Origin of the sequence: Marinobacter lacisalsi (assembly GCF_042651045.1) — a bacterium.
In the GTDB taxonomy this organism is placed as follows: Bacteria; Pseudomonadota; Gammaproteobacteria; order Pseudomonadales; family Oleiphilaceae; genus Marinobacter; species Marinobacter lacisalsi.
Genome location: NZ_JBHSDI010000013.1, coordinates 55597 through 80331, shown reverse-complemented (window position 1 = coordinate 80331; position 24735 = coordinate 55597). Strand labels below are relative to the sequence as shown.

The 24735-nt window shown below is 60.5% G+C and carries 23 protein-coding genes and 1 pseudogene; 5 read left to right on the top strand and 19 right to left on the bottom strand.

Annotated features, from left to right (window positions below):
• Positions 1-10 precede the first annotated feature (10 nt).
• The 4 genes and pseudogenes from ACFOZ5_RS10290 to mpl all read right to left on the bottom strand — a co-directional run.
• A pseudogene (locus ACFOZ5_RS10290) lies at positions 11-163 on the bottom strand (DUF6538 domain-containing protein); the annotation flags it as partial.
• A 249-nt stretch (positions 164-412) separates the two neighbouring features.
• The gene (locus ACFOZ5_RS10285) at positions 413-1309 is read right to left on the bottom strand and encodes a mechanosensitive ion channel domain-containing protein (RefSeq protein WP_379886961.1); all 897 of its coding nucleotides are present in this window, start codon (positions 1307-1309) and stop codon (positions 413-415) included.
• Positions 1302-1937 carry a flavin prenyltransferase UbiX gene (locus ACFOZ5_RS10280; RefSeq protein WP_379886960.1) on the bottom strand — a complete coding sequence of 212 codons (636 nt, stop codon included), beginning with the start codon at positions 1935-1937 and terminating at the stop codon, positions 1302-1304. Before ACFOZ5_RS10280 ends, ACFOZ5_RS10285 begins: the two co-directional genes overlap by 8 nt.
• Positions 1927-3327 carry a UDP-N-acetylmuramate:L-alanyl-gamma-D-glutamyl-meso-diaminopimelate ligase gene (gene mpl, locus ACFOZ5_RS10275; RefSeq protein WP_379886959.1) on the bottom strand — a complete coding sequence of 467 codons (1401 nt, stop codon included), beginning with the start codon at positions 3325-3327 and terminating at the stop codon, positions 1927-1929. Before mpl ends, ACFOZ5_RS10280 begins: the two co-directional genes overlap by 11 nt.
• 234 nt (positions 3328-3561) lie before the next feature.
• Here mpl and ACFOZ5_RS10270 point away from each other — a divergent pair, with 234 nt between their 5' ends.
• Positions 3562-4824, top strand: a complete 1263-nt coding sequence (locus ACFOZ5_RS10270; RefSeq protein ID WP_379886958.1) for a 6-phosphofructokinase — start codon at positions 3562-3564, stop codon at positions 4822-4824.
• Between the two features lie 69 nt (positions 4825-4893).
• Here ACFOZ5_RS10270 and ACFOZ5_RS10265 read toward each other — a convergent pair whose 3' ends face one another.
• From ACFOZ5_RS10265 to ACFOZ5_RS10205, 13 genes are all read right to left on the bottom strand, one after another.
• Entirely contained in the window at positions 4894-5130 is a 237-nt protein-coding gene (locus ACFOZ5_RS10265) for a GrxA family glutaredoxin (protein WP_379886957.1), read from the bottom strand.
• A 107-nt stretch (positions 5131-5237) separates the two neighbouring features.
• Positions 5238-6653: an ABC1 kinase family protein gene (locus ACFOZ5_RS10260; RefSeq protein WP_379886956.1), complete on the bottom strand. Its 1416-nt coding sequence runs from the start codon at positions 6651-6653 to the stop codon at positions 5238-5240.
• Between the two features lie 102 nt (positions 6654-6755).
• Positions 6756-7436 (bottom strand): lipoyl(octanoyl) transferase LipB, encoded by a 681-nt coding sequence (gene lipB / locus ACFOZ5_RS10255; RefSeq protein WP_379886955.1) that lies wholly within the window; start codon positions 7434-7436, stop codon positions 6756-6758.
• A 2-nt stretch (positions 7437-7438) separates the two neighbouring features.
• Positions 7439-7708: an HP0495 family protein gene (locus tag ACFOZ5_RS10250; RefSeq protein ID WP_379886954.1), complete on the bottom strand. Its 270-nt coding sequence runs from the start codon at positions 7706-7708 to the stop codon at positions 7439-7441.
• Positions 7709-7745: 37 nt separating this feature from the next.
• A complete protein-coding gene (locus tag ACFOZ5_RS10245) occupies positions 7746-8909 on the bottom strand; it encodes a D-alanyl-D-alanine carboxypeptidase family protein (RefSeq protein WP_379886953.1) in 1164 nt (387 codons plus the stop codon).
• A 68-nt stretch (positions 8910-8977) separates the two neighbouring features.
• Positions 8978-9886, bottom strand: coding sequence for a septal ring lytic transglycosylase RlpA family protein (locus ACFOZ5_RS10240; RefSeq protein WP_379886952.1), 909 nt, complete (start codon positions 9884-9886; stop codon positions 8978-8980).
• Complete coding sequence (gene mltB, locus ACFOZ5_RS10235; RefSeq protein WP_379886951.1) at positions 9867-10898, bottom strand: lytic murein transglycosylase B; 1032 nt, start codon at positions 10896-10898, stop codon at positions 9867-9869. Before mltB ends, ACFOZ5_RS10240 begins: the two co-directional genes overlap by 20 nt.
• Before the next feature lie 90 nt (positions 10899-10988).
• Positions 10989-12125 carry a rod shape-determining protein RodA gene (gene rodA / locus ACFOZ5_RS10230; RefSeq protein ID WP_379886950.1) on the bottom strand — a complete coding sequence of 379 codons (1137 nt, stop codon included), beginning with the start codon at positions 12123-12125 and terminating at the stop codon, positions 10989-10991.
• Entirely contained in the window at positions 12122-14008 is a 1887-nt protein-coding gene (gene mrdA, locus ACFOZ5_RS10225; protein WP_379886949.1) for a penicillin-binding protein 2, read from the bottom strand. The genes rodA and mrdA overlap by 4 nt, the downstream gene beginning before the upstream one ends.
• Positions 14009-14017: 9 nt before the next feature.
• Positions 14018-14488, bottom strand: coding sequence for a 23S rRNA (pseudouridine(1915)-N(3))-methyltransferase RlmH (rlmH, locus tag ACFOZ5_RS10220; RefSeq protein WP_379886948.1), 471 nt, complete (start codon positions 14486-14488; stop codon positions 14018-14020).
• Positions 14489-14490: 2 nt separating this feature from the next.
• Positions 14491-14841 carry a ribosome silencing factor gene (rsfS, locus tag ACFOZ5_RS10215; RefSeq protein WP_379886947.1) on the bottom strand — a complete coding sequence of 117 codons (351 nt, stop codon included), beginning with the start codon at positions 14839-14841 and terminating at the stop codon, positions 14491-14493.
• An 84-nt stretch (positions 14842-14925) separates the two neighbouring features.
• Positions 14926-15570, bottom strand: coding sequence for a nicotinate-nucleotide adenylyltransferase (nadD, locus tag ACFOZ5_RS10210; RefSeq protein WP_379886946.1), 645 nt, complete (start codon positions 15568-15570; stop codon positions 14926-14928).
• A gap of 2 nt (positions 15571-15572) precedes the next feature.
• A complete protein-coding gene (locus tag ACFOZ5_RS10205; RefSeq protein WP_379886945.1) occupies positions 15573-16829 on the bottom strand; it encodes a glutamate-5-semialdehyde dehydrogenase in 1257 nt (418 codons plus the stop codon).
• A gap of 462 nt (positions 16830-17291) precedes the next feature.
• On the opposite strand from ACFOZ5_RS10205, the gene ACFOZ5_RS10200 reads away from it, so the two are divergent.
• Genes ACFOZ5_RS10200 through ACFOZ5_RS10190 form a run of 3 tightly spaced genes read left to right on the top strand, consistent with a single transcriptional unit; the run spans position 17292 to position 20754 of the window.
• Complete coding sequence (locus ACFOZ5_RS10200; protein ID WP_379886944.1) at positions 17292-18302, top strand: GGDEF domain-containing protein; 1011 nt, start codon at positions 17292-17294, stop codon at positions 18300-18302.
• The gene (locus tag ACFOZ5_RS10195) at positions 18299-19297 is read left to right on the top strand and encodes a GGDEF domain-containing protein (RefSeq protein ID WP_379886943.1); all 999 of its coding nucleotides are present in this window, start codon (positions 18299-18301) and stop codon (positions 19295-19297) included. Before ACFOZ5_RS10200 ends, ACFOZ5_RS10195 begins: the two co-directional genes overlap by 4 nt.
• Positions 19297-20754, top strand: a complete 1458-nt coding sequence (locus ACFOZ5_RS10190; RefSeq protein WP_379886942.1) for a bifunctional DedA family/phosphatase PAP2 family protein — start codon at positions 19297-19299, stop codon at positions 20752-20754. The genes ACFOZ5_RS10195 and ACFOZ5_RS10190 overlap by 1 nt, the downstream gene beginning before the upstream one ends.
• Here ACFOZ5_RS10190 and ACFOZ5_RS10185 read toward each other — a convergent pair.
• Together ACFOZ5_RS10185 and ACFOZ5_RS10180 are read right to left on the bottom strand one after the other, a co-directional pair.
• Complete coding sequence (locus ACFOZ5_RS10185; protein ID WP_379887306.1) at positions 20744-21310, bottom strand: LON peptidase substrate-binding domain-containing protein; 567 nt, start codon at positions 21308-21310, stop codon at positions 20744-20746. The two genes, ACFOZ5_RS10190 and ACFOZ5_RS10185, sit on opposite strands and share 11 nt — an antisense overlap.
• 46 nt (positions 21311-21356) lie before the next feature.
• The gene (locus ACFOZ5_RS10180) at positions 21357-22607 is read right to left on the bottom strand and encodes an HDOD domain-containing protein (RefSeq protein WP_379886941.1); all 1251 of its coding nucleotides are present in this window, start codon (positions 22605-22607) and stop codon (positions 21357-21359) included.
• Between the two features lie 202 nt (positions 22608-22809).
• Here ACFOZ5_RS10180 and ilvD point away from each other — a divergent pair, with 202 nt between their 5' ends.
• Positions 22810-24645, top strand: coding sequence for a dihydroxy-acid dehydratase (gene ilvD / locus ACFOZ5_RS10175; protein WP_379886940.1), 1836 nt, complete (start codon positions 22810-22812; stop codon positions 24643-24645).
• Positions 24646-24735 lie beyond the last annotated feature (90 nt).

The following is a 24735-nucleotide window of genomic DNA, read 5'->3' as shown; positions in this document are numbered from 1 at the left end:
ACTCTACCCACCACTTTCGAGCCTGCGCAATTGCCTGTTGACGGCACTTGGTACGCAGACTTCGCCGGATCAATCTTTTCGGTGATTGTACGCCAGCAGGCACGTGAAGTTGAAAGTAATAAGTTTCCTTGCGTTTCGTAACGTATGAAGGCGCAGATCCCATGGCTTAACTCACAGTTTTAACACACCTGTGATAGCCGTAAGACTCTGAAACCTAGTAGGTTATTGATTCAGCGAGCAACTTCCTTTAACCCAAGGAGACTCAAGTCCTCTCCTCGGCACCATTTCCTTCCCCAGGAAGTGGTCAGACACAAGAAACCCCACAGTCATTCTTCTAGTAAATCATCTCGCCAATCAGAAGATTGACCGCGCGTGCGTTCCCTGTTTGTGCACACCACCTACCCGGTCTGACTCATTCAATGACAGCAGACGGCTCTTCGCCCTCCTCGTCACCCTCTTTCCGCTTGCCCGAAAAATCATGACTGCCAAAGGCGTCCAGCAGAATCGCCTGTTCGATGGCACTGCGCTGTCCCTGGCGGCAGGGGAAGCGCACGACCAGATGAATCTCACCGGCCAGCGGTACCTGCAGGCTGACCCGTGGATCCACCACGGGCACTTCCAGGCCACGACGGTCGCCGAGACGGCGCATGTATTTGCGGGCGGATTCCAGGTATGGCTCACACTGGGCCCGGGCACAGTCCAGCAGCACCTGCTGCGCCAGTTGCCAGTTATCGTCCCGCTTGAAGGGCACGGTGAATACGTGCAGGACATAATCCTGGGTAAAGCTTTCGTTGATCACCGGCTCCGAGACGAACAGGGAGTTGGGTATCACCGTGGCACGACCAGTGCGCTGATGGGTCAGCTTGCCCGGCCCCACCTCCATGATGGTGGTCGCCAGCAGGTTCTGGTCGATAACGTCCCCACGGAAATCCTTCACCTGTATGCGGTCACCAATATTGAAAGACCGGGCACCACCCTTCACCAGAGAGCCAATGAAACAGAGGATCAGCTCCTTGGTAGCCACCACAAAGGCCACGGCAATGGCCACGATGGACAGGGCCAGGGTGCGCAGCTCCTGACCCCAGATCAGCACAAGCCCGAGCAGGAACAACAGGATCAGGCCATTGCGGGTCTGCACCAGCCATTTGCGCCGCAGTTCCGGGGCCTGGATACCGGTGCGGATCAACTTGGAAAGTAACGCGCGGGACACCAGCACAAACAGCAGCAGCGCCAGGGTTGTACCAAACAGGCGCAGCACCGGCGTGGACAGGTTCACCTGCTGGATGGCAGCCCCAAACTGCTCAAGCATCTGCCCGCCCCTCACCCCAGCGGGGCACAAGAGCCTGTGGCAGCCCCAGATGATCCAGCAACCGGGCCACAATAAAGTCCACCAGGTCGTCCACCGATGCCGGGCGGTGATAGAAGCCAGGACTTGCGGGCATGATGACAACCCCCATACGGGTCAACCTGAGCATATTCTCCAGGTGCACCTCGGAATAAGGCGCTTCCCGTGGCACCAGGATCAGTTGGCGACGTTCCTTGAGAGCCACATCGCCTGCCCGTTCAATCAGGTTGTTACTGGCGCCGGTGGCCAGTGCCGACAGGGTACCGGTACTGCAGGGGCAGATAACCAGGGGCGAGGGCTCGCCCGAGCCGGAAGCCGGCGGGGCAAACCAGTCTTCGTGCCCGAACACCTTGAGCTGTCCGTCCTTCGCACCGGTATAGGCCACCAGGACGGCCAGCGCTCCACTGGTTGAGCCGGGCAACTGCACATCGGTCTCAGTGGCCAGCACCACCCGGGCGGCTTTACTGACCATAACGTTAACACGGCAGCCCTGGGCCACCAGGCACTGCAGCAGACGCAACCCGTACTGGGCGCCGGATGCACCGGTCATTGCCAGGTTAATGGTTCGGGAGTGGGGGCTCTCAGCGGCCATGACCGTTATTCTCCTCCAGGCGGGCTACAAGGCGCTGGTGAATACCACCAAAACCTCCGTTACTCATGATCACCACATGACAGGGCTCGGAAACCTCTGCCAGCACCCGCCGGATCAGCCCGTCTATGGTGTCGTCACTCTGGTGGCGGTCAGGGTCGCCGCCACTGCCCCGGTACTCCGCCATCAGGGACGTCAGCCATTCGGCCTTGCCTGTATTGGCCCAGATCACGCGGTCTGCAAGATCGGCGCTTGCCAACAGCCTCTCCCGGTGCACGCCCTGCTGCATGGTATTGGAACGGGGCTCGACCAGCGCAATGATCAACTCGTCGCCAACCTGGTTACGCAGGCCATCCAGCGTGGTGGCAATGGCAGTGGGGTGATGGGCAAAATCATCGTAGACCCGGATGCCGTTGACGTCCGCCAGCAGCTCCATCCGCCGCTTGACCCCACCAAAACGGTTGAGGGCCGAGACGGCATGGTCCGGGGTGACGCCCACATGGCGGGCAGCCGCTATCGCGGACAGGGCGTTGCGAACATTGTGCAGGCCGGTCATGGCCCAGTTCACCGTGGCTACCGGCTGTTCGTGGTGGATCAGCATGAAACTGGAACCATCGTCCGCCAGTAACTCCGCGCGCCAGTCCGGGGCAGCAGCCTCGCTGCCGATGGCAGTCGTCTGCACCGGGCTCCAGCACCCCATTTCCAGCGCCTGGTCGAGGTGATGGTCAACGGCGGGCCTGATAATGGTGCCTTTCGACGGAACCGTGCGCACCAGGTGATGGAACTGGCGCTCAATGGCTTCCACATTGTCGAAAATGTCCGCGTGGTCGAATTCCAGGTTATTGAGAACGCAGGTGTGCGGACGGTAGTGAACGAACTTGGAGCGCTTGTCGAAGAAAGCGCTGTCGTACTCGTCGGCCTCAATCACGAAAAAATCACTGTTGCCCAGGCGGGCGGAAACAGGGAAATCCTTCGGCACACCGCCCACCAGATAGCCGGCTTCGAAGCCGCTCTGCTCGAGGATCCACAACAGCATGGACGTGGTCGTGGTCTTGCCATGGGTACCGGCCACGGCCAGCACCCAGCGGTCCTTCAGCACCTCCCGCGCCAGCCATTCGGGCCCGGACATATAGTCCAGGTTACGGTTCAGCACCGCCTCCACCTCAGGATTGCCCCGGGACATGGCGTTACCGATCAACACCAGGTCCGGTGCCGGCTTCAGATTCTCCGGCCGGTAGCCCTCCATCAGCTCGATACCCTGGGCTTCCAGCTGGGTGCTCATGGGTGGGTAGACGCCCTGGTCTGACCCGGTCACTTTATGCCCCAGCTCCCTTGCCAGTACCGCCAGGCTGCCCATGAAGGTACCGCAGATTCCCAGAATATGGATATGCATGGTGCGTCAGAAGCCCTTAATCAGTGATGCCGATGGATTAAAACCGCTCACGACCGCAGTATAGCGGTGGATAACGGCTCACAAGACTCACGTATACGTCAGTTTCCGTCAAGCAGCCTGTCATGAAAACTATGGCAGATTCACGTATCATTCGCCCCCATAAGCTGAACGACGGAGCCCCGTCGTCACCACACCCGAATCCAGTGTCCAACCAGCAGGAGGCTCTAGCCCAAGATGGCTATCAAGAACGCGTTCTACGCCCAGTCCGGTGGTGTAACCGCCGTCATTAATGCCAGTGCCTGCGGAGTGATTGAAACCGCCCGCAAGCATCCGGATCAGATTGGCAAAGTGTACGCCGGTCGCAATGGCATTATCGGGGCTCTCAGGGAAGAGCTGATTGACACCACTGAGGAATCCGACGAGGCAATCCGCGCACTCATGCATACCCCTGGAGGAGCGTTCGGATCCTGCCGTTACAAGATGAAGAACCTGACCGAGAATCGCCGGGAATATGAACGCCTGGTGGAGGTGTTCCAGGCCCACGATATCGGCTACTTCTTCTATAACGGTGGCGGTGACTCCCAGGATACGGCTTTCAAGGTGTCCCAGATTGCCGAAAAGATGGGCTACCCCATCACCTGCATCGGTGTGCCCAAGACAGTGGACAACGACCTGCCCTTCACCGACTGCTGTCCTGGTTTTGGCTCCGTCGCCAAATACGTTGCCACCTCCACCATGGAGGCAAGCCTGGACATCAAATCCATGTGCGAGTCGTCCACCAAGGTGTTCATCCTGGAGGTCATGGGGCGCCATGCGGGCTGGATCGCCGCCTCCGGCGGGCTGGCCGGCAATGGCCGCGATGAGCCGCCGCATATCATCCTGTTTCCCGAGATCCCCTTCGACCGGGAAGCCTTCCTGGCCCGGGTGGAGCAATCCGTGAAGGACTATGGCTACTGCGTGGTGGTTGCCTCTGAAGGCGCCCAGTACGAGGATGGCCGCTTTGTCGCCGATGCCGGCGGTAAGGATGCCTTCGGGCACACCCAGCTCGGCGGCGTGGCCCCTACCCTGGCGAATATGGTCAAACAGGCCCTGGGCTACAAGTTCCACTGGGCCGTAGCCGACTATCTACAGCGTGCAGCCCGCCACATTGCCTCCGCCACCGATGTGGAGCAGGCCTATACCGTTGGCCAGAAAGCCGTGGAAATGGCCCTGGCTGGCAAGCAGGCCGTCATGCCCATCATTGTGCGCGAACAGTCCAGCCCCTACCGCTGGCACATCGGCGAAGCACCGCTGAGCGAAGTGGCCAACCAGGAAAAGAAAATGCCAATCCACTTCATTTCCGACGATGGCTTTGGCATTACCGACGACTGTCGGGAATACCTGCAACCCCTGATCGAGGGCGAGGCCTTCCCGCCGTTCGAGAATGGCATTCCGAAAGTGGCCAGGCTTAAGAATCAGCTGACCGGGAAGAAACTGAAGACACCGTTCGACGTGTAAACGTCATGGCCCCGCAGGTGCGTTGTCTGCGGGGCCCAACCCTCCTTCCGTTCGTTTCCGAGCAGAATCTCAGGCCTTTGACACGTACCGGGAAAATTCATCGAAACCACCCACGTACTCGTTGCCGACAAGAATCTGCGGCACGGTGCGAACGGGATGGCCGATCTTTTCGGCCACATCGTCCTTGCTCAGGCCCAGGGCGGGCATGTCGACAAACTCGTGGTCAAAGCCTTTCTGGTCGCAGAGTTGGCGGGCCATGGCGCAGAAGCCGCAGCTCATGCGACCGTAAATTGTTACCTTTTCCAAGGGGTACCTCCGGTTTGCCTTTCATTGGATGCAGCCAATCATGGCATCCATATCACGATGCGTATATTAAATGGTTTGAATAGCCATCATAGGCAACAGCGATGGCTTCAGGATGCTGAGGAGTGGCCTTCCCCGTACAGATACTTCCTCAGCAGCGGCTCGCCGTTGAACTCAGCCCTGAGTACGGCAATAAAGGTGTAGACGCCGATCAGCTTTCGATTGAGAAACACGAATTCCTTCGGCGGTACCTGGAAATAGCGGCTGATGGCCGAACGGGCGGCTTCCCGGGCGACCCGGGAAGGCAAGTCGCTTTCCTTCCAGCGATACTGACCATCGCCGTTTACGGCGTAGTCCGGCCAGTCATACTCGGCCGGTGCGAGGGGCTCAAGCACCGACATGCAGACTCGGCCGAACTTGTAGAGCACCTCGTCAGGCCACTCGCGCTTCATGAAATGGAGTTTGATACCGCCATCAATCACTGCTTCCACATCCTGCTCATAAGAAGCCCGGATCATCTGGATGACGGGGTTCAGGAATTCGTCGCTATAGGCCTGTACCGCACCAAAATCCAGCAGCACAATCTGGTCGTGCTCATAGTCGGAACCAGCTTCACCGGCGATGCGGATGCGGTAGTTGCCGAAGTTGGGGTCGGTCTGGATTTCACCCCACTCGAACAGTTCCTCAAAGAACAGCTCCAGAGCCGCCCGGCCCAGTTCGCTGCGCCGATCCAACGGCAATCCCCGCACCGCTTCCGAACTCACGGAATGACCATGCTCATAGGTCTGGGCGATGATATGAGCGGTGGAATACTCCCAAAGTACCCGTGGCACGACAAACCGTGGATCGTCCGCCAGCCGCTCGCGAAAACGCTCGGTGGTGGTGGCCTCCAGGTTGTAGTCCACTTCCCGATGCATCATCTCGCGAACTTCCTCCAGCCAGTCCCGGAACTCCGGGCCGAAGGAAACCAGTCGCGCCACCGCCAGCAACTGGGCCACGGCATCCAGATCACTGTCCACCGCCCGGTCAACGCCGGGATACTGAACCTTAAGCACCAGTTCAAGTCCGTCAGATCGCCTTTTTGCCCGGTGCACCTGCCCCAGTGAGGCGGCTCCAATGGGATCCGGATCCACCTCCAACTCGGCCAGACGGTCCGAACCCAACTCCTCCTTGAGCACCTTCTCCACCGCCTTCCACTCCAGGGCCGAGGTCTGGTCCTCGAGGGTATGCAAAGCCTCGGTGACTTCCTCCGGCAGAAAGTGCTCACCATATAAGGCCATCATCTGGCCAATCTTGACCACACTGCCCTTGAGCTGACCCAGCTCTTCCACCAGGAAGCGGGCCTGCTTTGAGAGCATGTCCTTGTGGCGCTGCTCTCGCTTGTCAGCGCTGGTCAGCCAGCTGGTGGCCATATGGGAGGCCATTCGGGTGCCGGCATACAGGCCAGCCCGGGTCATGCTCAGCCGGCGCTCAAAGCTACCGGTGCGGATGCGGGGAACGGTTCTGCCTTTTCGGGATTCGGACATGGTCCACCTGACGGGCCGGGGCTACCAGCCCGATTTCAATATCGTGGATAAAGCGTGGGCACTCGATCTAACCGTCATTCCCACCAGAAGAAGATACCGGCCTCAGTGCGCCGGTTTATGGTCAATACTGGATAACGGTCCGTCACGATGCAACCTTTCGGATTGATAGCCAAGGGCATTCGCCAGAACCTCCGTCAGACGCGTCGCCAGAAATTCCAGGCTTGCCGACGGGCTGAAATCACGCACCTGGCACATGGGCATACCGGAAAACCCGCAGGGATTGATCCGGGTGAAGGGCTCCATGTCCATATCGACGTTCAGCGCCAGCCCATGGAACGAGCAACCACGACGGACTCTCAGGCCAAGAGAGGCGATTTTCGCGCCGTCCACATAGACACCGGGCGCATCCGGTCGTGGTGCTGCAACGATGCCCTGCTCCTCAAGCAGGGTCACCAGCGACTGTTCGATAATGTCCACCAACTGGCGTACACCGAACCCGGCACGGGGAAGGTCTATCATCAGGTACACCACCAGTTGGCCGGGACCGTGGTAGGTCACCTGGCCCCCACGGTCCGCCTGGACCACCGGTATGTCACCGGGCAGAAGGATATGTTCGGCCTTGCCGGCCTGGCCCTGGGTATACACTGGCGGGTGCTGGACACTCCAGAGCTCATCTGGCGCTGACCGGTCACGCTCCGCTGTGAATGCCTTCATGGCCTCCCACACGGGTTCGTAGGGCTGCAGCCCCAGGTCGCGTATTACCAGCGGCCGGTCATCGGTCACGATCAGAGAACCATCTGGACCCGGCCACTGGCCTTGAGTTCCTCAAACAGCGCCCTGAGCTGCGGCTCGCCGGTAGCAAGGATGGTCAGCCGTACAGAGGTAAAACGACCGTTGCGGCTGTCTACCACCGAGACATGCTCTTCCCGGATGCCGGGGGCGTGCTTATCCACTACGGACACCACGAACTCCTTGAAATCCGGAGCTGCGTGTCCGATTACCTTGATGGCATAGTCACAGGGAAATTCGATTTTCGGAGGTTCGGGTTGCGACATCTGACGGCCCTTCCTGTGTAATATCCGGCGAACCTGTTCAGTTGAACAGGTTATGGAAGAAAAGCTTGATAGCGTCCCACAGGCGCTTGAAGATGCCGCCCTCGGGCACGGGCTCGATAGCCACCAGCGGGCGCTCCGCCAGTACTTCGCCGTCGAAACTGATGGTAACGGTACCCAGCTCATCGCCCGCTGACACCGGGGCCTTGATGACCGTATCCACCTCCACGACGGACTCGAGGGAGTCGCGAGCACCCCGGGGAATCGTCAGCACCATGTCGGATGCCAGCCCCAGGTTCAGCTGGTCATTCTCGCCACCCCACACGCGGCTTTCCAGAAGGCTCTCGCCACTGCCGTACAGACGGGCAGTCTCGTAGTAGCGGAAACCATAGTTCAGCATCTTCTGGATTTCCCGGGCCCGGGCCTCGGTGCTGTCGGTGCCCATGACCACGGCGATCAACCGGGTGTCCTCTCGCTGGGCGGACGCTACCAGGCAATATCCGGCTTCCTCTGTATGGCCGGTTTTCAGGCCGTCCACCGACGGATCACGCCACAGCAGCGAGTTACGATTGGGCTGCCGAATGTTGTTGTAGGTGAAGTGCTTTTCCGCATATAGCGGGTAATTCTCCGGGTAGTCATTGATGATTGCGGCAGCCAGCAACGACAGATCATAGGCAGTGGAATACTGGTTATCCTGAGGCAGGCCCGTGGCCGTTTCGAAGCGGGTGTTCTTCATGCCCAGCAACTGGGCCTGCTGGTTCATGACATCCGCGAAGGCCCCTTCCGAACCGGCCACATGCTCGGCCAGAGCCACCGACGCATCATTGCCGGACTGGATGATAACGCCCTTGAGCAGATCCTCGACACTGACCCGGGAACCTTCCTGCACAAACATCCGTGAACCGCCAGTCTTCCAGGCCTTGACGCTGATGGGCACCATCTCATCCAGGCTTAGCCGGCCCTCATCCAGTTCCCGTTCGACAATGTAAGCGGTCATCATCTTGGTCAGACTGGCCGGTGGCAGACGCTCATTGCTGTTTTCCTCCATAATGATCTGACCGCTGGCCGGGTCCATCAGGATATAGGAAGACCCGTTGATTTGCGGTGGTGAGGGAATCAGCACCTGCTGGGCCTGGGCCATCAGTGGCAGCGCGGCCAGCAGAACAAGGGAGACAAGGAAACGGCGGATTGCTAGAGGGGTCATGAGGTTGTTCACATCAGTTTGATCAATGAATGCACCAGCGGGGCCATTAGTGCCCCGTAGACGAATAATCAGTGGTTGTCAGTCAGTACCATGGCCTGCGGAAAGCCTTCAGAAGCCAACCGCTCCATGGCACGTTCAGCATCCAGGGCGTCTCCGAAGGGACCGACCTGAACCCGATGAAATTCTCCGGAGGCAGTGGTGATCTGGCGTACCCGTACCGGATCTCCGGTACGCTGCCTGACCGACTGCTCCAGTTGGCGTGCCGGCGCCACACGGCTGAAGGAACCCAGCTGCACAAACAGGGCCTCGCCGGAGGTCGCCGGCGTCCCGGCAGTGGCCGAATCTTCGTTTGCGCCACCGCTACCGGATGGCCACGCCTGCCCGGCCAGCGTCATGCTGCCATCAGGGCGCACGGTAATGGCGGCCACTTCCACCCTTGCCGTGCCACTGCCCAGATAGTCCAGTTTCTTGGCCGCCGCCCAAGACAAGTCTATCAGACGATCGCCATGGAAGGGTCCACGGTCGTTCACGCGCACCACCACTGAACGGCCATTGTCGAGATTGGTAACCCGGGCGTAGCTGGGTAGCGGCAGGCTCTTGTGGGCGGCTGACATCTGGTACATGTCGTAGATCTCGCCATTGGACGTACGATGCCCATGAAACTTCTTGCCGTACCAACTGGCAATACCGGTTTCTACATAACCGTCAGCGCTGGCTCTCTCCATCACCCAGTATTTCTTGCCCCAGACCACATAGGGCGACTTGTTGCCAGCCTTGCGAGGCTCTTCGTAACGCGGCACTGCGTTTACCACCCCGCTCACATCCACATCGGCAGCCGGCCCCCGGTCCTGTGCCATGGCGTAACGACCGGCATTGTCACCGCCACCGGAACGGCCACTCTCAGTGGCACAGCCTGCCACCAGCATCAGGCCGAGCAGTATCGCCGACAGTCGCCAATCAATCTGCAGCTTTATCATCGGGTCCGACTCCTGAATCCGCAGCACCCGCCAGGCCCTGCTCCAGCTCTCCAGCCAGCTCCTGTACCGCCATAGCGTACAGATGGCTGTGGTTATATCGGGTGATCACGTAGAAATTATGGAATGTAAGCCACCACTGGGGACCGTCCTGCCCCTCAAGGCGAATGACCCTTGCCGGTTCGTTGCCGGCAACGGAGCCGGGCACCTTTACTCCGGCGCTCCGGAAATCAGAGACCGTGAACCGGGGCTTGAGTTCCCGGGTCATCAGACGGTCAGGCACCTGGACATTATCAGCCAGTCGCATTGCCACCGGGCCTCCGGAGCGCCAGTGATGCTCCTCGAAATAGTTGGCGACGCTGCCGATGGCATCTACCGGGTTGCCGAGTATGTCGGCCACATCATCGCCATCAAAGTCCACCGCATAATGGCGGTAACTGGAGGCAATAAACTGGCCATAACCCATGGCACCAGCGTAGGAGCCTTTCAACTGCGTGGGGTCAAAACCCTGCTCACGCACCATCAGAAAGAACTGTTCCAGCTCACTACGGAAGAACCGGCTCCGGGGCGGATAGTCAAAGGCCAACGTAGCCAGGGCGTCCAGCACCCGGTGTGACCCCAGGTAGCGGCCATACCAGGTTTCCACGCCGATAATGGCGGCGATGATCTCCCGGGGAACACCGGATTCCGTCTCAGCCCGCCGGAAAGCATCCTGGTGCTCCTGAAGAAACGCCACACCCTGCTGCACCCGTCCTGGCTTGATAAATATGGCGCGATATTCGTGCCACTCCAGGGTGCGCTCGGCGGGTGTACTGATCAGCTCAATGATGCGAGGCTGATGGCGCGCCTCCCCTAACCATTGTCTCACCCTGTCGGCGTCAAATGCATGTTTTCGGGCCATGTCATCGACAAAAGCCTCGAATTCAGGTCGGTCAGTGTAACCATCGGCCGCCCGCAGTGAAGGCGCCATGGCGGCCACAACAAGCAGTAAAATCGGGAACTTCAGGTGCTTCATTCGCGCTTCAGGATCCTTTGGTTTGCCGGGAGATTATCACGGGGTCACAGCACACACCATTACCGGACTTTAGGGTGGCGCCCCCAGCCATCAGGCGGTAATCATCCGGCGGTGAGTGTGGATGGCCATGAGCACACCGAACGCGGACATCAGGGTAACAATGGATGTGCCACCGTAGCTGATCAGAGGCAATGGCACCCCGACAATGGGCAGCAAACCGCTCACCATACCGATGTTCACTACAATATAGACAAAGAAGGTCATGGTCAGCGCCCCGGCCAGCACCCTGCTGAATGAATCCTGTGCATTAACCGCAATATAGAGGCAACGGAGAATAATCAGCAGATAGGCCGCCAACAGCACCAGCAGGCCAACGAAGCCAAACTCCTCCGCCAGCACCGCAACGATGAAGTCGGTATGACTCTCAGGCAGGAACTCAAGGTGAGACTGGGTCCCCTGAAGCCAGCCCTTGCCACTCCATCCGCCGGAACCGATAGCGGTGGTGGACTGGATAATATTCCAGCCAGCGCCCAGTGGATCACTCTGCGGGTCCAGCAGGGTCAGTACCCGCTGCTTCTGGTAATCCCGCATTACAAAGAACCACATGGCTGGCGCTGCCACCGCCAGCAACGCGAAAAAGCCGGTGATCAGCTTCCAGCTCAACCCGGCAAAGAACACCACAAACATGCCTGCCGCACCCACCAGCAGCGCGGTACCAAGGTCCGGCTGTTGAATAATCAGAACCATGGGCAACAGCACCAGGCCAACGCCAATCATCACATGAACAAACCGTGGCGGCAGGTAGTGCCTGGACAGGTACCAGGCAGCCATCATGGGTACCAGAAGCTTCATGATTTCGGAGGGCTGGAACCTCGGTAAACCGGGCAATGCCAGCCACCTCTGTGCGCCCTTGGCTCCCACCCCTGCAAGCAATACCGCGACCAGGCCCGCAAGTCCCAGGATATAGAGCCACGGTGTCCAGCGCCGATAGACTGAGGGATCCAACTGGGCAAAGACAAACATGGCCACAAAGGCCACGCCCAGCCGCATGAGTTGCCTCTCGACCATTCCGATACTGGCATCGGCACCGCTGTAGAGCACAATCAGGCCGCCCCCGGATACCAGCAGCAGTAATATCAGCAATAACGGATCCACATGCAGACGATGCCACAAGCTGGTTGGCCGCTGCAGACTGTTGGACTCCATGCTGGTCGAACGCCCCATCATGGTTGCTGCCCCTCAGCCTGACTGACGACTGGCTGACCGGCGTTGAATTCCTTGAGCCAGGCATCGAACATGGCCCGGGCCACGGGCGCTGCTGTACCACTGCCGCTGCCGCCGTTCTCCACAATCACCGAGACCACGATCTGCGGATCATCGGCAGGGGCAAACCCGACAAAAAGCGCATGATCCCTGAGCCGCTCCCGGACTTCCTCTGCATCGTATTCCTCGTCCTCGGCCAGACTGAACACCTGGGCAGTACCGGTTTTTCCAGCCATACGGTAGTCTGCCCCTGCGGCTGCCCCGCGGGCTGTCCCCTTGCGACCGTGCATCACCTCTTCCATGGCATCCACCACGTACTCCCAGGTTTCAGGGTTGTCGATGGTCAGATCTTCCAGATATTCCGGCTGCAGGATCGAATCGAGAGGCGTATCGCCCTGCACATCCATCAGCATACGGGGTTGCACCCATTTCCCCCGGTTCGCCACCAGCGCTGTCGCCGTGCCCAGTTGCAGAGGCGTTGCAAGGAAAAAACCCTGGCCAATGCTCATGTTGACCGAATCGCCCGGGTACCAGGGCTCACTGCGTACACCCCGTTTCCAGTCACGGGACGGAAGCAGGCCTGGAAGCGCGCCCCCCACGTCCAGGGTGGCATCCATGCCAAAGCCGAAGCGGGAGAGATAGGAATGCATGGTATCCACCCCCATCTCCAGACCGAGTTCATAAAAATAGATATCACAGGACTCCGCTACCGCTTTTTGACCATCAACCCAGCCATGGCCGCCCCGCTTCCAGTCCCGCCAGCGACGACCACCCGTTTTTATCTCGAAGTACCCGGGATCCCAGATGGTCTTTTCCCTGGTAAAAGTGTCACTGTCCAGCCCTGCGAGCAGCATCATCGGCTTAATGGTGGAACCTGGTGGATACTGACCACGAAGCGCCCGGTTGAACAGCGGCTTGTCCCGGGAGGTGCTGAGCTCGCGATATTGATCCACCCCGATACCGGTAACGAACAGGTTGGCGTCAAACCCCGGCACACTGGCCAGAGCCAGGATACCCCCGGTAGCGGGCTCGATGGCAATGATCGCACCGCGGCGGCCTTCCAGCAGCTCGAATGCCCGCTGCTGAAGACGCATATCCAGGTGCAGTTTCAGGTCCTCGCCCGGCACTGGGTTTTCCCGCTCCAATACCCGCAGCGTTCGGCCACGGGCATTGGTTTCCACATGCTCGTAGCCCACCTGACCATGGAGCTCTTCCTCATACACCCGCTCGACGCCGGACTTGCCAATGTAGTTGGTGCCAGCATAGTTGACCGGATCGATACGCTGCAGCTCCTCGCGGTTGATGCGGCCCACATACCCGAGGGCGTGAGCGTTCAGCTCGCCGAACGGATAGTGGCGTACCAGTTCCGCGCTGACCTCCACACCCGGCAGTTCATGACGATGAACCGCCATACTGGCAATCTCTTCCTCGGTCAGATCATAGTGGAGTGGCAGTTCCTGGAACGGACGACGGGGTTCCTGCAGGCGCCGGCGAAAACGTTCCATGTCTTCGTCGGAGATATCCAGAAGCTCCTGCAGCCGAACCAGGGTGACCGACATATCGTTCACCCGTTCCGGTACAACGGTGACACTGAAAACCGGACGATTCTCGGCGATCAGGGTACCGTTGCGGTCATAGATAAGGCCACGGGTGGGTGGCACCGAGCGGACCTGGACCCGGTTGCTATCCGAAATGGTGGTGTAGGTCTCATGTTCGATCACCTGCAGCTGGTAGAAGCGGCCCATGAGCACACCGAACAGGACTACTACCACCACCAGCATTACCAGGACGCGACTCTGGAAAAGTCGCCGCTCGGCAGCAGTGTCCTTGAATTCACCCCAGGCCATGAATCAATCCTAAGCGCGGTGGTAGGGATGGTTCCGGGTGATCGACCAGGCCCTGTACAGTTGCTCCGCCAGCAGGATACGTACCAGCGGATGAGGAAGGGTCAGCGGTGACAGGGACCATTGCTGATCGGCCCGTTCACGGCATGAGGCGTGCAAGCCATCGGGCCCGCCCACCAGAAAACTGACATCCCGGCCATCGAGTTGCCAGCTCTCAAGCTGTTGTGCCAGCTTTTCCGTCGACCAGGATTTACCACCCACTTCAAGGGCCACCACCCTGTCCCGGTCGCCGGCGGCGCCCAGCACGGATTCGGCCTCCTGCTGCATCAAACGGGGCACATCGGGGTTCTTGCCGCGATGGGCCATGGGGACTTCCACCAGCTCAACCGGTAACTCCCGTGGCATGCGTCGGGTGTACTCCTGAAACCCTTCGGTCACCCAGCCAGGCATTTTCTGCCCCACACAAATCAGCCTCAGACGCATACCTATTCGCTGCCAGCGGCACCCAGGCCCGGCGCATCCCGCCAGAGTCGCTCCAGGTCATAAAATTCCCGGGTTGCGGGCATCATGACGTGAACCACCACATCCCCGAGGTCCACCAGGATCCAGTCACCGGAATCACCACCCTCAACGGTGGCATCACGGATACCCCGCTCTTTCATGTCCGCAACCACGGCTTCCGCCAGGGAGCGAAGGTGCCGTCCGGACGTGCCGCATGCAAGGATCATGTAATCGGTGACACTGGTTCGGTCGGTAACATCGATGACACTGATGTCTTTGGCTTTTACGCCCTCAAGCGCTTCAATTACGAGTTCTTTCAGCTGGTCTGGCTGCATAATCATCCTGTGTCGTGTACCCGGCCAGCGCCGGCTACAGGAATTGGGTATCGTGTCCCGTCTGGGACTTCAGTATACCACCAATCATCGGCCTGACTCACCGGCATAGAGGCCACGCTTCTTAATTTCCGTAACCACCGCATCGGGCACCAGAAACCGGATTGAACGCCCCTGTTCCAGCCGCTCACGGACCCCCGTGGCGGAAATATCCAGCATCGGCGGTGCAATCTCGTAGATACCGCCAGCAGGCGTGGCTTTAAGATCACGCACACTCTCCACCCGATGCTCTGCCAGCAACCTTTCGGGCACGGACCCCGGAGCCAGTTCCGATTGTGGTCGTCTGACCAGGATGATGTGAGCAAGTTCCGGGATCTGCTCCCACTCCTCCCAGCGATCGAAGCTGCTGAAGGCATCCGTACCGAGCACAATAGCCACAGGTTTGTCCGGACCCAGTTCCTGCCGGAGCTGTCGCAACGTGTCGGCCGTATAGGACGACCCACCTCGCATCAGTTCGCGACCGTCCACCCGCAACCCGGGTTCATCCGCCACCGACAGGTTCAGAAGATCCAGCCGGTCGCCGCTGGAGCCGCCCGGAGCACCCCGATGTGGCGGGATATGACAGGGCATAAGGTGGATGCAGTCCACTTCCAGACGTTCCATCAGCTCAATGGCCACCCGCAGGTGGCCATTGTGGACAGGATCGAAGGTACCGCCGTAAACAAGATGCATGGTCAGGCCCGGATATGTCCGTCGCCAAAGACGACATACTTCTGAGAAGTCAGACCTTCAAGCCCCACTGGCCCACGTGCGTGGATCTTGTCGGTGGAGATACCGATCTCGGCACCGAGACCATACTCGAAGCCGTCAGCGAAACGAGTCGACGCATTCACCATGACCGAACTGGAATCCACCTCGGTGATAAAGCGTCGGGCCCGGGTGTAGTTCTCGGTAATGATGCTGTCGGTGTGCTGCGAACTGTATCGGTTGATGTGCTCAATGGCCCCGTCCAGACCATCAACCACACGGACTGCCAGCACCGGCCCCAGATACTCCTCGAACCAGTCGTCCTCAGTGGCGGCCAGCATGTCCGGCACAATGGCGCGGCTACCATCACACCCGCGCAGCTCCACGGAGTGTTCGCGGAAGGCTCCCGCCAGCAGGGGCAGGATGTCGTCGGCAATTTCCCGGTCCACCAACAGGGTTTCCATGGTGTTACAGGTTCCGTAACGCTGGGTCTTGGCATTGACTGCCACTTTCAGGGCTTTCTCCGGATCGGCGTGGGAATCCACGTAAACATGACAGACACCATCCAGGTGCTTGATCACCGGTACCCGGGCATCACGGCTGATTCGCTCGATCAGGCCCTTGCCGCCACGGGGCACGATGACATCAACGAATTGCGGCATGGTAATCAGCTCGCCCACGGCCGCCCGGTCGGTGGTGCGAATCACCTGCACGGCGGTGTCTGGCAGGCCAGCGTCACGCAGACCAGTCACCAGGCACTCTGCAATGGCCTGGTTGGAGTGGATCGCTTCCGACCCCCCACGAAGGATGGTGGCATTACCGGATTTCAGGCACAGGCTGGCCGCCTCCACCGTCACATTGGGACGGGACTCGTAGATAATGCCGATAACCCCCAGGGGGACACGCATTTTACCCACCTGGATCCCGGATGGCCGGTAGGCCATGTCGGTGATTGCCCCAATGGGATCCGGCAGCCCGGCCACCTGGCGCAGCCCCTCGATCATGCCGTCGATGCGCGCTGGCGTCAGCTCCAGGCGGTCCACCATGGCGGTATCCAGGCCATTGGCGCGGCCATTTTCCAGATCCTTGCTGTTTGCTTCGGCAAGGGCGTCACGGGCGGCGTCGAGGGCATCGGCGGTGGCCAGCAATGCGCGGTTGCGGGTCGCCGTTGACGAACGGGCGATAGCCGTTGCGGCCTCGCGGGCCTGCTGGCCCACCTCGGCCATGTAGGCTGCAATATCCATGGAATCTGTAGCTCCGGTTTGCGGGTGAAGATACGCCCCGCGGGGCAGTGCGAACCCCGGTAGACTCCGGGGCGCTTACTTCACTGTATCAATTGAAAACAGGGGGTTATTATGCCCGACCACAGCGAGTTTGACACTTTGATGTTATCATTAAGCCAGTGTCCCGTCTGGCTAATTCGTTAACCTACTGCGTGACGCTGAGACCTCTGGCCAAGGCGCCAGTCCGCAGGTGTGGTGGTTCCACATCAAGGGCTGGCAACACCGGCCAGGGGTCTCAGCGTCACGCCCTTCGGGAGCCACTGAGGGCCTTGATAGCCGCGTTGCGTTGACTCGATTTGGAACCACCAAACCTTCGCCAACGCGCCTTGCTCTCAAGGCCCTCAGTGGCTCAGTAGATTAACGAATTAGCCAGACGGGACACTAAGCACCGGCCACCAGTACCACAGCAGGAAGGACGATACCATGGCCCAGAAGGCCGAGCGATTTGTACTGAGCCGCCTGGCCTGGCTGGGCAGCCTGGCACTTCTTGCACTGGCGCTACTCAGCCTGTTCCTGGGCAGGCCGCTTCCCGCCCTGGCCTCGGTCATCGCCGCAGGCATTGTATGGACCAGCCCGGCGCTGCCCAGACACCATCACCCCCGCCTGTGGCAACTTGCCAATCACCTGCTGGTGCTGCTGCTTTCACTGGTGCTGGTCGTGGCTCTCTGGCTGGGCACAGAGCCCATGAGGTACTGGTTGTTCGCCCTGCCCCTGATCATTCTCGGGCTACTGCCACCAAAGCTGGGCCCGGCACTGGCCATCGTCTCGCTGGCGCTCGTTATGCCGGCGCTGGCCACCATGACCGGGGACCCACAGCGCCATCAGATCATCAGCCCGCTCGCCCTGACCACTGCCCTGGCAGGCCTGTTTTTCCTGCTACGGGAACACAAGGCCCGTCAGCTGGTTCCGCTGCGACGCTCCGACGAGCTTACCCAGGCCGCCAGCCGCGAATATCTGTCAGCCGACCTTTACAAGGAGATCCAGCGTAGCGAGCGGGAAGGCCTTGATATGTCGGTGATACTGCTGGGTCTGGATGTCCACCTCAGCGAACCCGATGCCGACACGGACATCCAGGCGTTACTGCCGCGCATTGGTCGGTACCTGCATTCCCGCCTGAGAGACTTCGATACCTGGTATCGGGTGGCAGACCTTCAGTTTCTGATCATTCTGCCCGGCATAGCCACCGCTGGCGCCGGCAAGCGGGCGGAACAGATCCGTCTGGGCCTGATGGCGCTGCTGGAATCGTACAACCTGGAGGTGACCGTCAGCGCCGGCGTGGCTGGCCTCAATATCGGAGATGACGCAGATACCCTCCAGCAATCGGTGGCGAGCGCCCTGCAGAGTGCCCAGAAAAAAGGGGGCAACCGCGTGCAGTCCTGGAGCACCTGGACCCACACCCCACCCGGTGACAACAAAGGGAGCCCGGCCACGTGACAGAAACCCGACTGAGAACCCTGACCAGCTCCCTTGCCTACGGGCTCTGTACCCTGTTTTTTGCGATACTGGCCCTGCAAAACCTGCGTTTCGGGTTCTACTCCCTGTTCTATCTGTCGGCGGGCCTCAGCGCCATCAGTTTCGGAGGCTGCCTCTACACCCTGGGTGTCAGCAACTACCAACTCCGCGCCCGGGGGCATGTGCCACTGGTCCTGTCACTCGAGTTGCTGACCGTGCTGGCCATGTGGGCCAACGGCACAACCACTGCCGCTTTCTGGAGTCTTCCGGTGCTGACTCTGGCATTTCTGGTATTGCCATTACGCCCGGCCCTGAAGGTCACTCTGCCGGTAGCGCTGGCGCTCATGTCAATGCTGTTGCTGACCCTGCCCGTCGCGGATAGCCTGCCCGCGATCATGGCGTTTGTCCTGCTTGTTGCCAGCGCCGGCCTGGCAAGCTGGCACTACGACCATATGGCACAGTCCGCCGAAGACCTGGCCATCATTGACCCGATCACCGGCGCCCATAACGCACGCTTCCTGGACGAAACCCTGCAGAAGGAAATCAGCCGCGCCAAGGCTACGGGCCATCCGGTGTCTATCCTCATGCTGGACATCGATCACCACAACCAGGTTCGCGAACTGCTCGGGTCCGACCAGACCCAGGTCTTGTACCGGCGCCTGGCAGAACACCTGTTTACCCTGATCCGGGCGGGCGATACGCTTTACTTTCTAGACCAGGGGCGTTTTTGCCTGATTCTTCCTTTTACGCATGAGGAAGGGGCCCGAGTCACCGCCGAGCGCATACGCCGCAGCATCGCAGAGGCGCCATGGGCCCAGGTTGGTCGCATGACGGTAAGCATCGGAGCGACGACTCACATCAGCCAGGACTCCCTGGCCGAGCGACTGAGACAGCGCGCCACCGACGCCCTTGAGGAAGCGGGGCGACGTGGCCATGACCGGGTCTGGTTTTCCGCAGATTCCCAACAGGTTGCCTGATGCAGGACGCGATCCACTCGCTGACACAATGGCTGTCGGCCAACCCCGGCTGGGTGACCGGGGTTATTTTCCTGATCGCATTGCTGGAATCTCTGGCCATGGCCGGGCTTCTGGTGCCCGGGGTGGCCATCCTGTTCGCGGTGGCAGTGCTTGCAGGTAAAGCCGGTATACCCGTCTTTGAGATTCTGGCCTGGGGAGCCGCCGGGGCCATCATTGGTGACGGTTTCAGCTTCTGGCTGGGGCGCCGGCTGCGTGGCCGGCTGCATCAGGTCTGGCCCTTTCGAAACTATCCGGAGATGATCCGCAGGGCAGAGCGTCTGTTCGTTCGCCATGGCGGCAAAAGCGTCGTGATCGGACGGTTTGTGGGCCCGGTCAGGCCGGTCATTCCGATGGTGGCAGGCGCCTTCAACATGCCCGCGCGGCGGTTCAGCGTGGTCAACATTGCCTCGGCCCTGGCATGGGCGCCGCTCTATCTGTTGCCTGGCTATAGCGTCGGCATGGCCCTGGTCGGCCCCGAACCGATCCCGCCGGCCCTCTATGCACTCGCTGTAGGTGCCTTCGGCGTGCTGCTGGTTGCCTACTTTCTGTTCTTCCGCATACAACTGGGACTCCGCAGCCGCAGCTTTCTCTATCGTTGGCTGGAACGGAAAATGCTCGAATATACAACCACTCACAGGATGTGGCGGCGGCTCTCCAGCGAACGCCCCAGCGGCGATGATGAGTTCCCCCTGGCGTCCATCAGCCTGGCCCTGGGCGCCATTGGCAGCTTTATCCTCTGGACCCTGCTCAGCCAGGCAACCCTGGTGCTGACACCGCTGGACGAGTTTTTCGCTGGCATCTCCGGTAACCTTCGTAACCCGCTGACCGACCCACTTACCGTCGCCCTGACCCTGGCGGGCGATCCTGCCGTGCTGGTAACCGGGGCGCTGTTGCTGGCCGCTGCCCTCGGGTTCCGGGGTTTTTACAGCGCTGCCGTTCATGTGCTCGGTGCCCTGCTGCTTACCATCGCCAGTGTCACCCTCCTTAAACTGGGGCTGTCGGTAGAGCGCCCCGCCCTGGTTCAGCAGCTGCCGTCAGGCTACGCCTACCCCAGTGGCCATGCGGCGGGCATAACCGTCTTCCTGGGCCTGGCCGGGGCGTTCGTGGCGCGCGAGTGGCGACCATCGCGACGCTGGCGAGTATACATGACGGTCAGCGTTCCCATGTTGCTGGTCGCTGCCAGCCGTGTGGTACTGGGCGTTCACTGGTTCTCGGATATGATTGGAGGAATCCTGCTGGGGCTGGCTGTGTGCGGGCTGGTGAGGGCGAGCTTCAGCCGTCATGACCATTCGCCACTGACCATGGAGCCAGTCACCGCCGGGGTCATCTCCCTGTGGCTGCTCTTTCTTTGCGGGTATCTCTGGTGGCAGTGGCCGCAGGCCATGCAAGTCTACGCCCCAGCCCCACTCACTCCATAGCGTCGAGCAGGGAGCTGAGCCTGTCGAGCCTGGCCAGTGGATCCTGATACTCCAGCAGCCGCTGTTTTTCCTGGCTATCGAGGGGGAGTAGCTCTGTCAGCCGCCAGCCCACTTCCCGGGCACTGGAGAAGTCCACCGTCAACTCAAGTCTGTTAACCATCGGATGCCGCAGCAACGCACGCAGTACCGATGCCAGCTCGGAATGGGCTGGCAGCAGCGCATCTTCAGACTCGTCCGCAAGGCGCTCCGCATCGCCAATGTTGAGACCGTCCGGGGCCTGCCAATTACGGTGGACCACCACTTTCCACAACCCCTCAGCGGTAATCCCCAACAGGCCGTTCTCCATTTGCTGGAAATCGACGATCTGTACGTAGGTGCCGATATCGTAGAAGACTGCATCCGTGCCGGCCTCGTGGCCCTCCCTGAGCAGCAGCACCACAAAACCACGCTGTTCACGCATGCAGCGGGCGAGCATGTCAAGATAGCGTGGCTCGAACAGTTGCAGCGGGATGCGGCCACCGGGAAGCACCGTGGCGCTCAGCGGAAACAACGGCACATGATTCAATGAGTGCGTCTCCAATGGTTTCTCCAGTACCCGTTATTCAGCGTGGCGATAGCAGGCTCTGAAGCTGGTCCAGCCGTTCCCGCGCGGCGCTCACCAGCTTCAGGCTGCGTGACGCGGTCAGTTCAAGCGCCCCGAGCCGGCGATAGGCGGGTACCTGTTCGAATTCGGGCAACCCCTCATTCCGGCCAGCGGAAATACGGGTGTGCAGACGCGAGACGATCACAAGATCCACCAGCTGGGGTTTGTCGTGGGCGCACTCATAGTGCCAGTCATCGCCATGGCGGGCTGCTTCCACGAAAACGTCCGGGAAGCGCCAGTTCTCGAGGATAGCCGCGCTGATATCGGACTGCAGCCCTTCGATGGCCCTGCGAAGCGCATCGGGGCTGGCTACAAGCGCGGGGTGGTGCTCGGCATGCACCAGCACCGGTACCGCGCCGATATTATGGAGCAGCCCGGCCAGCATCGCTTCCTCCGGGTTGAGGCGCGTCACCGATTCCGCCAGCACATAGGCCAGAGCACCAACGTTCCTGGCCTCATGCCAGAGTTCGTCCATGGCTTTCTGCAGTTCCGGCTGCCGGCTGCGAAACACTTCCCGCATGGCGAACACGGTTACCAGCTGCCGGGTCGTCCTGCCACCCAACCGCACTACCGCATCGCGAACATTGTGCACCTCACCGTAGCCGCGATAGAGGGCGCTGTTGCATGCTCTCACAAGCTTGGCTGCCATGGCCGGATCCGCAGTGATGGCCTTGCCGATATCGTCCACCGAGGAGTCCTCCCGATCGGCCAGACGACGGACCTTCCAGGCCACATCCGGCATGCTGGGCAGACTCACCTGATTGGATCTCAGCTCGGCGTAGAACTCCATCAGCAACCGGTGCTCCTCATCCGCGTCCATGTCCCCGCCAGGCTTTGTGTCGGAATGATCCAGGGGGGCCGACCGAAGGAGATTGTTCAGTACCGACTGTTCGATGACCAGGAACTGGCATGGCTTGATGGCAGTCGCATCAAACATCCGAGGCTGCAGGCGGGCTATGGCGCTCGTGGCCTGGTCGGTTCCCGCGGTTATGGTGGTTTTACCACCATCCACCGCGGTCAGCTCCACCGCACCATCCAGCAGGAAAAAGTCCATGCCGTCACGGGCGCCCCGCTCCAGGATCCTCTGGCCGGGACGGTATACCTTACGTTCGGCGCGATTCAACAGCACCACAAGCTGGTCGTCTGAGAGACGATTCAGAGACTGGAATTCTCTCAGACGACTGAGATCCGGATTTTCACGAACGGTCATGGACAACTCCCTGTGACGGACTGCGCGGGACTGCCGGCGACCGCCAGCATGTCCTCCCGGGAAAAACACGGGCCAGGTGACCGATCACACACCCGGCCTGAGAAGTATTGTAAAGACAGAGTGGGAAAACAACCATCCGCCTTTTCTGGAATCTGGTATCCTCATTAGCTTTTCCGAAGGACCATGATAAGAGACTGAAGCCATGCCAGACTATCGTTCACGAACCTCAACCGCCGGACGCAATATGGCGGGTGCACGGGCACTATGGCGTGCCACCGGGATGAAAGATGATGACTTCGGCAAACCGATCATTGCCGTGGCCAACTCCTTCACCCAGTTTGTTCCCGGCCACGTTCATCTGAAGGACCTGGGCCAGTTAGTGTGCCGCGAAATCGAAGCCACCGGCGGTGTCGCCAAGGAGTTCAACACCATTGCCGTGGACGATGGCATCGCCATGGGGCACGACGGCATGCTCTATTCGCTGCCCTCCCGCGAGATCATCGCCGACTCCGTGGAGTACATGGTCAACGCCCACTGCGCCGATGCCCTGGTCTGCATTTCCAACTGTGACAAGATTACCCCGGGCATGCTGATGGCCGCCATGCGCCTGAACATTCCCACCATATTCGTCTCCGGCGGTCCTATGGAAGCCGGCAAGACCAGGTTATCCGACCATAAGCTGGATCTGGTGGATGCCATGGTCATCGCGGCCGACCCCAATGCCAGTGGCGAGCAGGTGGAAGAATACGAGCGCAGCGCCTGCCCGACGTGCGGCTCCTGCTCCGGCATGTTTACCGCCAACTCCATGAACTGCCTGACCGAAGCCATCGGCCTGGCCCTGCCGGGCAATGGTTCGACCCTGGCCACTCACGCCGACCGCGAACGGCTGTTCAAATGGGCGGGCCGCCAGATTGTGGACAATGCGCGACGCTATTACGAGCAGGATGACGCCAGCGTGCTGCCTCTGAGCATTGCATCCATGGCGGCCTTCGAGAACGCCATGACCATGGATATTGCCATGGGTGGCTCCACCAACACCATTCTGCACCTGCTGGCAGCCGCGCAGGAGGGCGGTGTGCCCTTTACCCTTGACGACATCGACGAACTCTCCCGCAAGGTGCCCCAGTTGTGCAAGGTGGCCCCCAATTCTCCGTTATACCACATGGAGGACGTACACCGGGCCGGCGGCATCATGGGCATACTGGGGGAACTGGAGCGGGGTGGGCTGATCAACACCGACCTGCCCACGGTCCACAGCAAGACCATGGCCGAGGCCCTGGATACCTGGGACATCATGCGCAACCCGACCCCGGACGTTATCGAATTCTACAAGGCCGGCCCGGCAGGCATCCCCACCCAGGAAGCCTTCAGCCAGAGCACCCGCTGGCCATCCCTGGATGGCGACCGGGAAAACGGCTGTATCCGCTCCGTGGCGCACGCCTACTCGACAGAAGGGGGCCTGGCAGTGCTCTTCGGCAACATTGCCCGTGACGGCTGCGTGGTAAAAACCGCCGGTGTGGACGAGAGCATCTACGTATTCGAAGGTACCGCCAGGGTGTTCGAGAGCCAGGATTCAGCCGTCGAGGGCATTCTCGGCGATCAGGTCAGGCCGGGAGAAGTGGTCATCATCCGCTACGAAGGGCCCAAAGGCGGTCCGGGCATGCAGGAAATGCTCTACCCCACCAGCTACCTCAAGTCCAAAGGGCTTGGCAAGGAATGCGCCCTGCTGACCGATGGGCGCTTCTCGGGGGGCACCTCGGGCCTGTCAATCGGCCATGCGTCTCCGGAAGCTGCCGCCGGCGGCGCCATCGGCCTGATCGAGGACGGCGACCGGATCCGTATCGACATTCCCAACCGCACCATCAACGTGGAGATCGATCAGCACGAACTGGATCGACGCCGGGAACAGCGCGATGCGCAAGGCTGGAAGCCCGCAGCACCCCGCATCCGCAAGGTTTCGGCGGCTCTCAAGGCCTATGCCCTGCTGGCGACCAGCGCCGACAAGGGCGCCGTGCGGGACCTGACCAAGCTGGACTGAATCTGCCCTGGTGGTCCCGAGCGGTTAATTCGCCGACCTGCTGCGAATTAACCGCACGGGGCACCAGCCACCACTACCGGAGCTCCAAGG

What these genes read in the sequence shown, in the direction of transcription:
- ACFOZ5_RS10285 (WP_379886961.1), bottom strand. Translation starts at nt 1,309, where the DNA reads ATGCTTGAGCAGTTTGGGGCTGCCATCCAGCAGGTGAACCTGTCCACG.
- ACFOZ5_RS10280 (WP_379886960.1), bottom strand. Translation starts at nt 1,937, where the DNA reads ATGGCCGCTGAGAGCCCCCACTCCCGAACCATTAACCTGGCAATGACC.
- mpl (WP_379886959.1), bottom strand. Translation starts at nt 3,327, where the DNA reads ATGCATATCCATATTCTGGGAATCTGCGGTACCTTCATGGGCAGCCTG.
- ACFOZ5_RS10270 (WP_379886958.1), top strand. Translation starts at nt 3,562, where the DNA reads ATGGCTATCAAGAACGCGTTCTACGCCCAGTCCGGTGGTGTAACCGCC.
- ACFOZ5_RS10260 (WP_379886956.1), bottom strand. Translation starts at nt 6,653, where the DNA reads ATGTCCGAATCCCGAAAAGGCAGAACCGTTCCCCGCATCCGCACCGGT.
- ACFOZ5_RS10250 (WP_379886954.1), bottom strand. Translation starts at nt 7,708, where the DNA reads ATGTCGCAACCCGAACCTCCGAAAATCGAATTTCCCTGTGACTATGCC.
- ACFOZ5_RS10245 (WP_379886953.1), bottom strand. Translation starts at nt 8,909, where the DNA reads ATGACCCCTCTAGCAATCCGCCGTTTCCTTGTCTCCCTTGTTCTGCTG.
- ACFOZ5_RS10240 (WP_379886952.1), bottom strand. Translation starts at nt 9,886, where the DNA reads ATGATAAAGCTGCAGATTGATTGGCGACTGTCGGCGATACTGCTCGGC.
- mltB (WP_379886951.1), bottom strand. Translation starts at nt 10,898, where the DNA reads ATGAAGCACCTGAAGTTCCCGATTTTACTGCTTGTTGTGGCCGCCATG.
- rodA (WP_379886950.1), bottom strand. Translation starts at nt 12,125, where the DNA reads ATGATGGGGCGTTCGACCAGCATGGAGTCCAACAGTCTGCAGCGGCCA.
- mrdA (WP_379886949.1), bottom strand. Translation starts at nt 14,008, where the DNA reads ATGGCCTGGGGTGAATTCAAGGACACTGCTGCCGAGCGGCGACTTTTC.
- rlmH (WP_379886948.1), bottom strand. Translation starts at nt 14,488, where the DNA reads ATGCGTCTGAGGCTGATTTGTGTGGGGCAGAAAATGCCTGGCTGGGTG.
- rsfS (WP_379886947.1), bottom strand. Translation starts at nt 14,841, where the DNA reads ATGCAGCCAGACCAGCTGAAAGAACTCGTAATTGAAGCGCTTGAGGGC.
- nadD (WP_379886946.1), bottom strand. Translation starts at nt 15,570, where the DNA reads ATGCATCTTGTTTACGGCGGTACCTTCGATCCTGTCCACAATGGCCAC.
- ACFOZ5_RS10205 (WP_379886945.1), bottom strand. Translation starts at nt 16,829, where the DNA reads ATGGATATTGCAGCCTACATGGCCGAGGTGGGCCAGCAGGCCCGCGAG.
- ACFOZ5_RS10200 (WP_379886944.1), top strand. Translation starts at nt 17,292, where the DNA reads ATGGCCCAGAAGGCCGAGCGATTTGTACTGAGCCGCCTGGCCTGGCTG.
- ACFOZ5_RS10190 (WP_379886942.1), top strand. Translation starts at nt 19,297, where the DNA reads ATGCAGGACGCGATCCACTCGCTGACACAATGGCTGTCGGCCAACCCC.
- ACFOZ5_RS10180 (WP_379886941.1), bottom strand. Translation starts at nt 22,607, where the DNA reads ATGACCGTTCGTGAAAATCCGGATCTCAGTCGTCTGAGAGAATTCCAG.
- ilvD (WP_379886940.1), top strand. Translation starts at nt 22,810, where the DNA reads ATGCCAGACTATCGTTCACGAACCTCAACCGCCGGACGCAATATGGCG.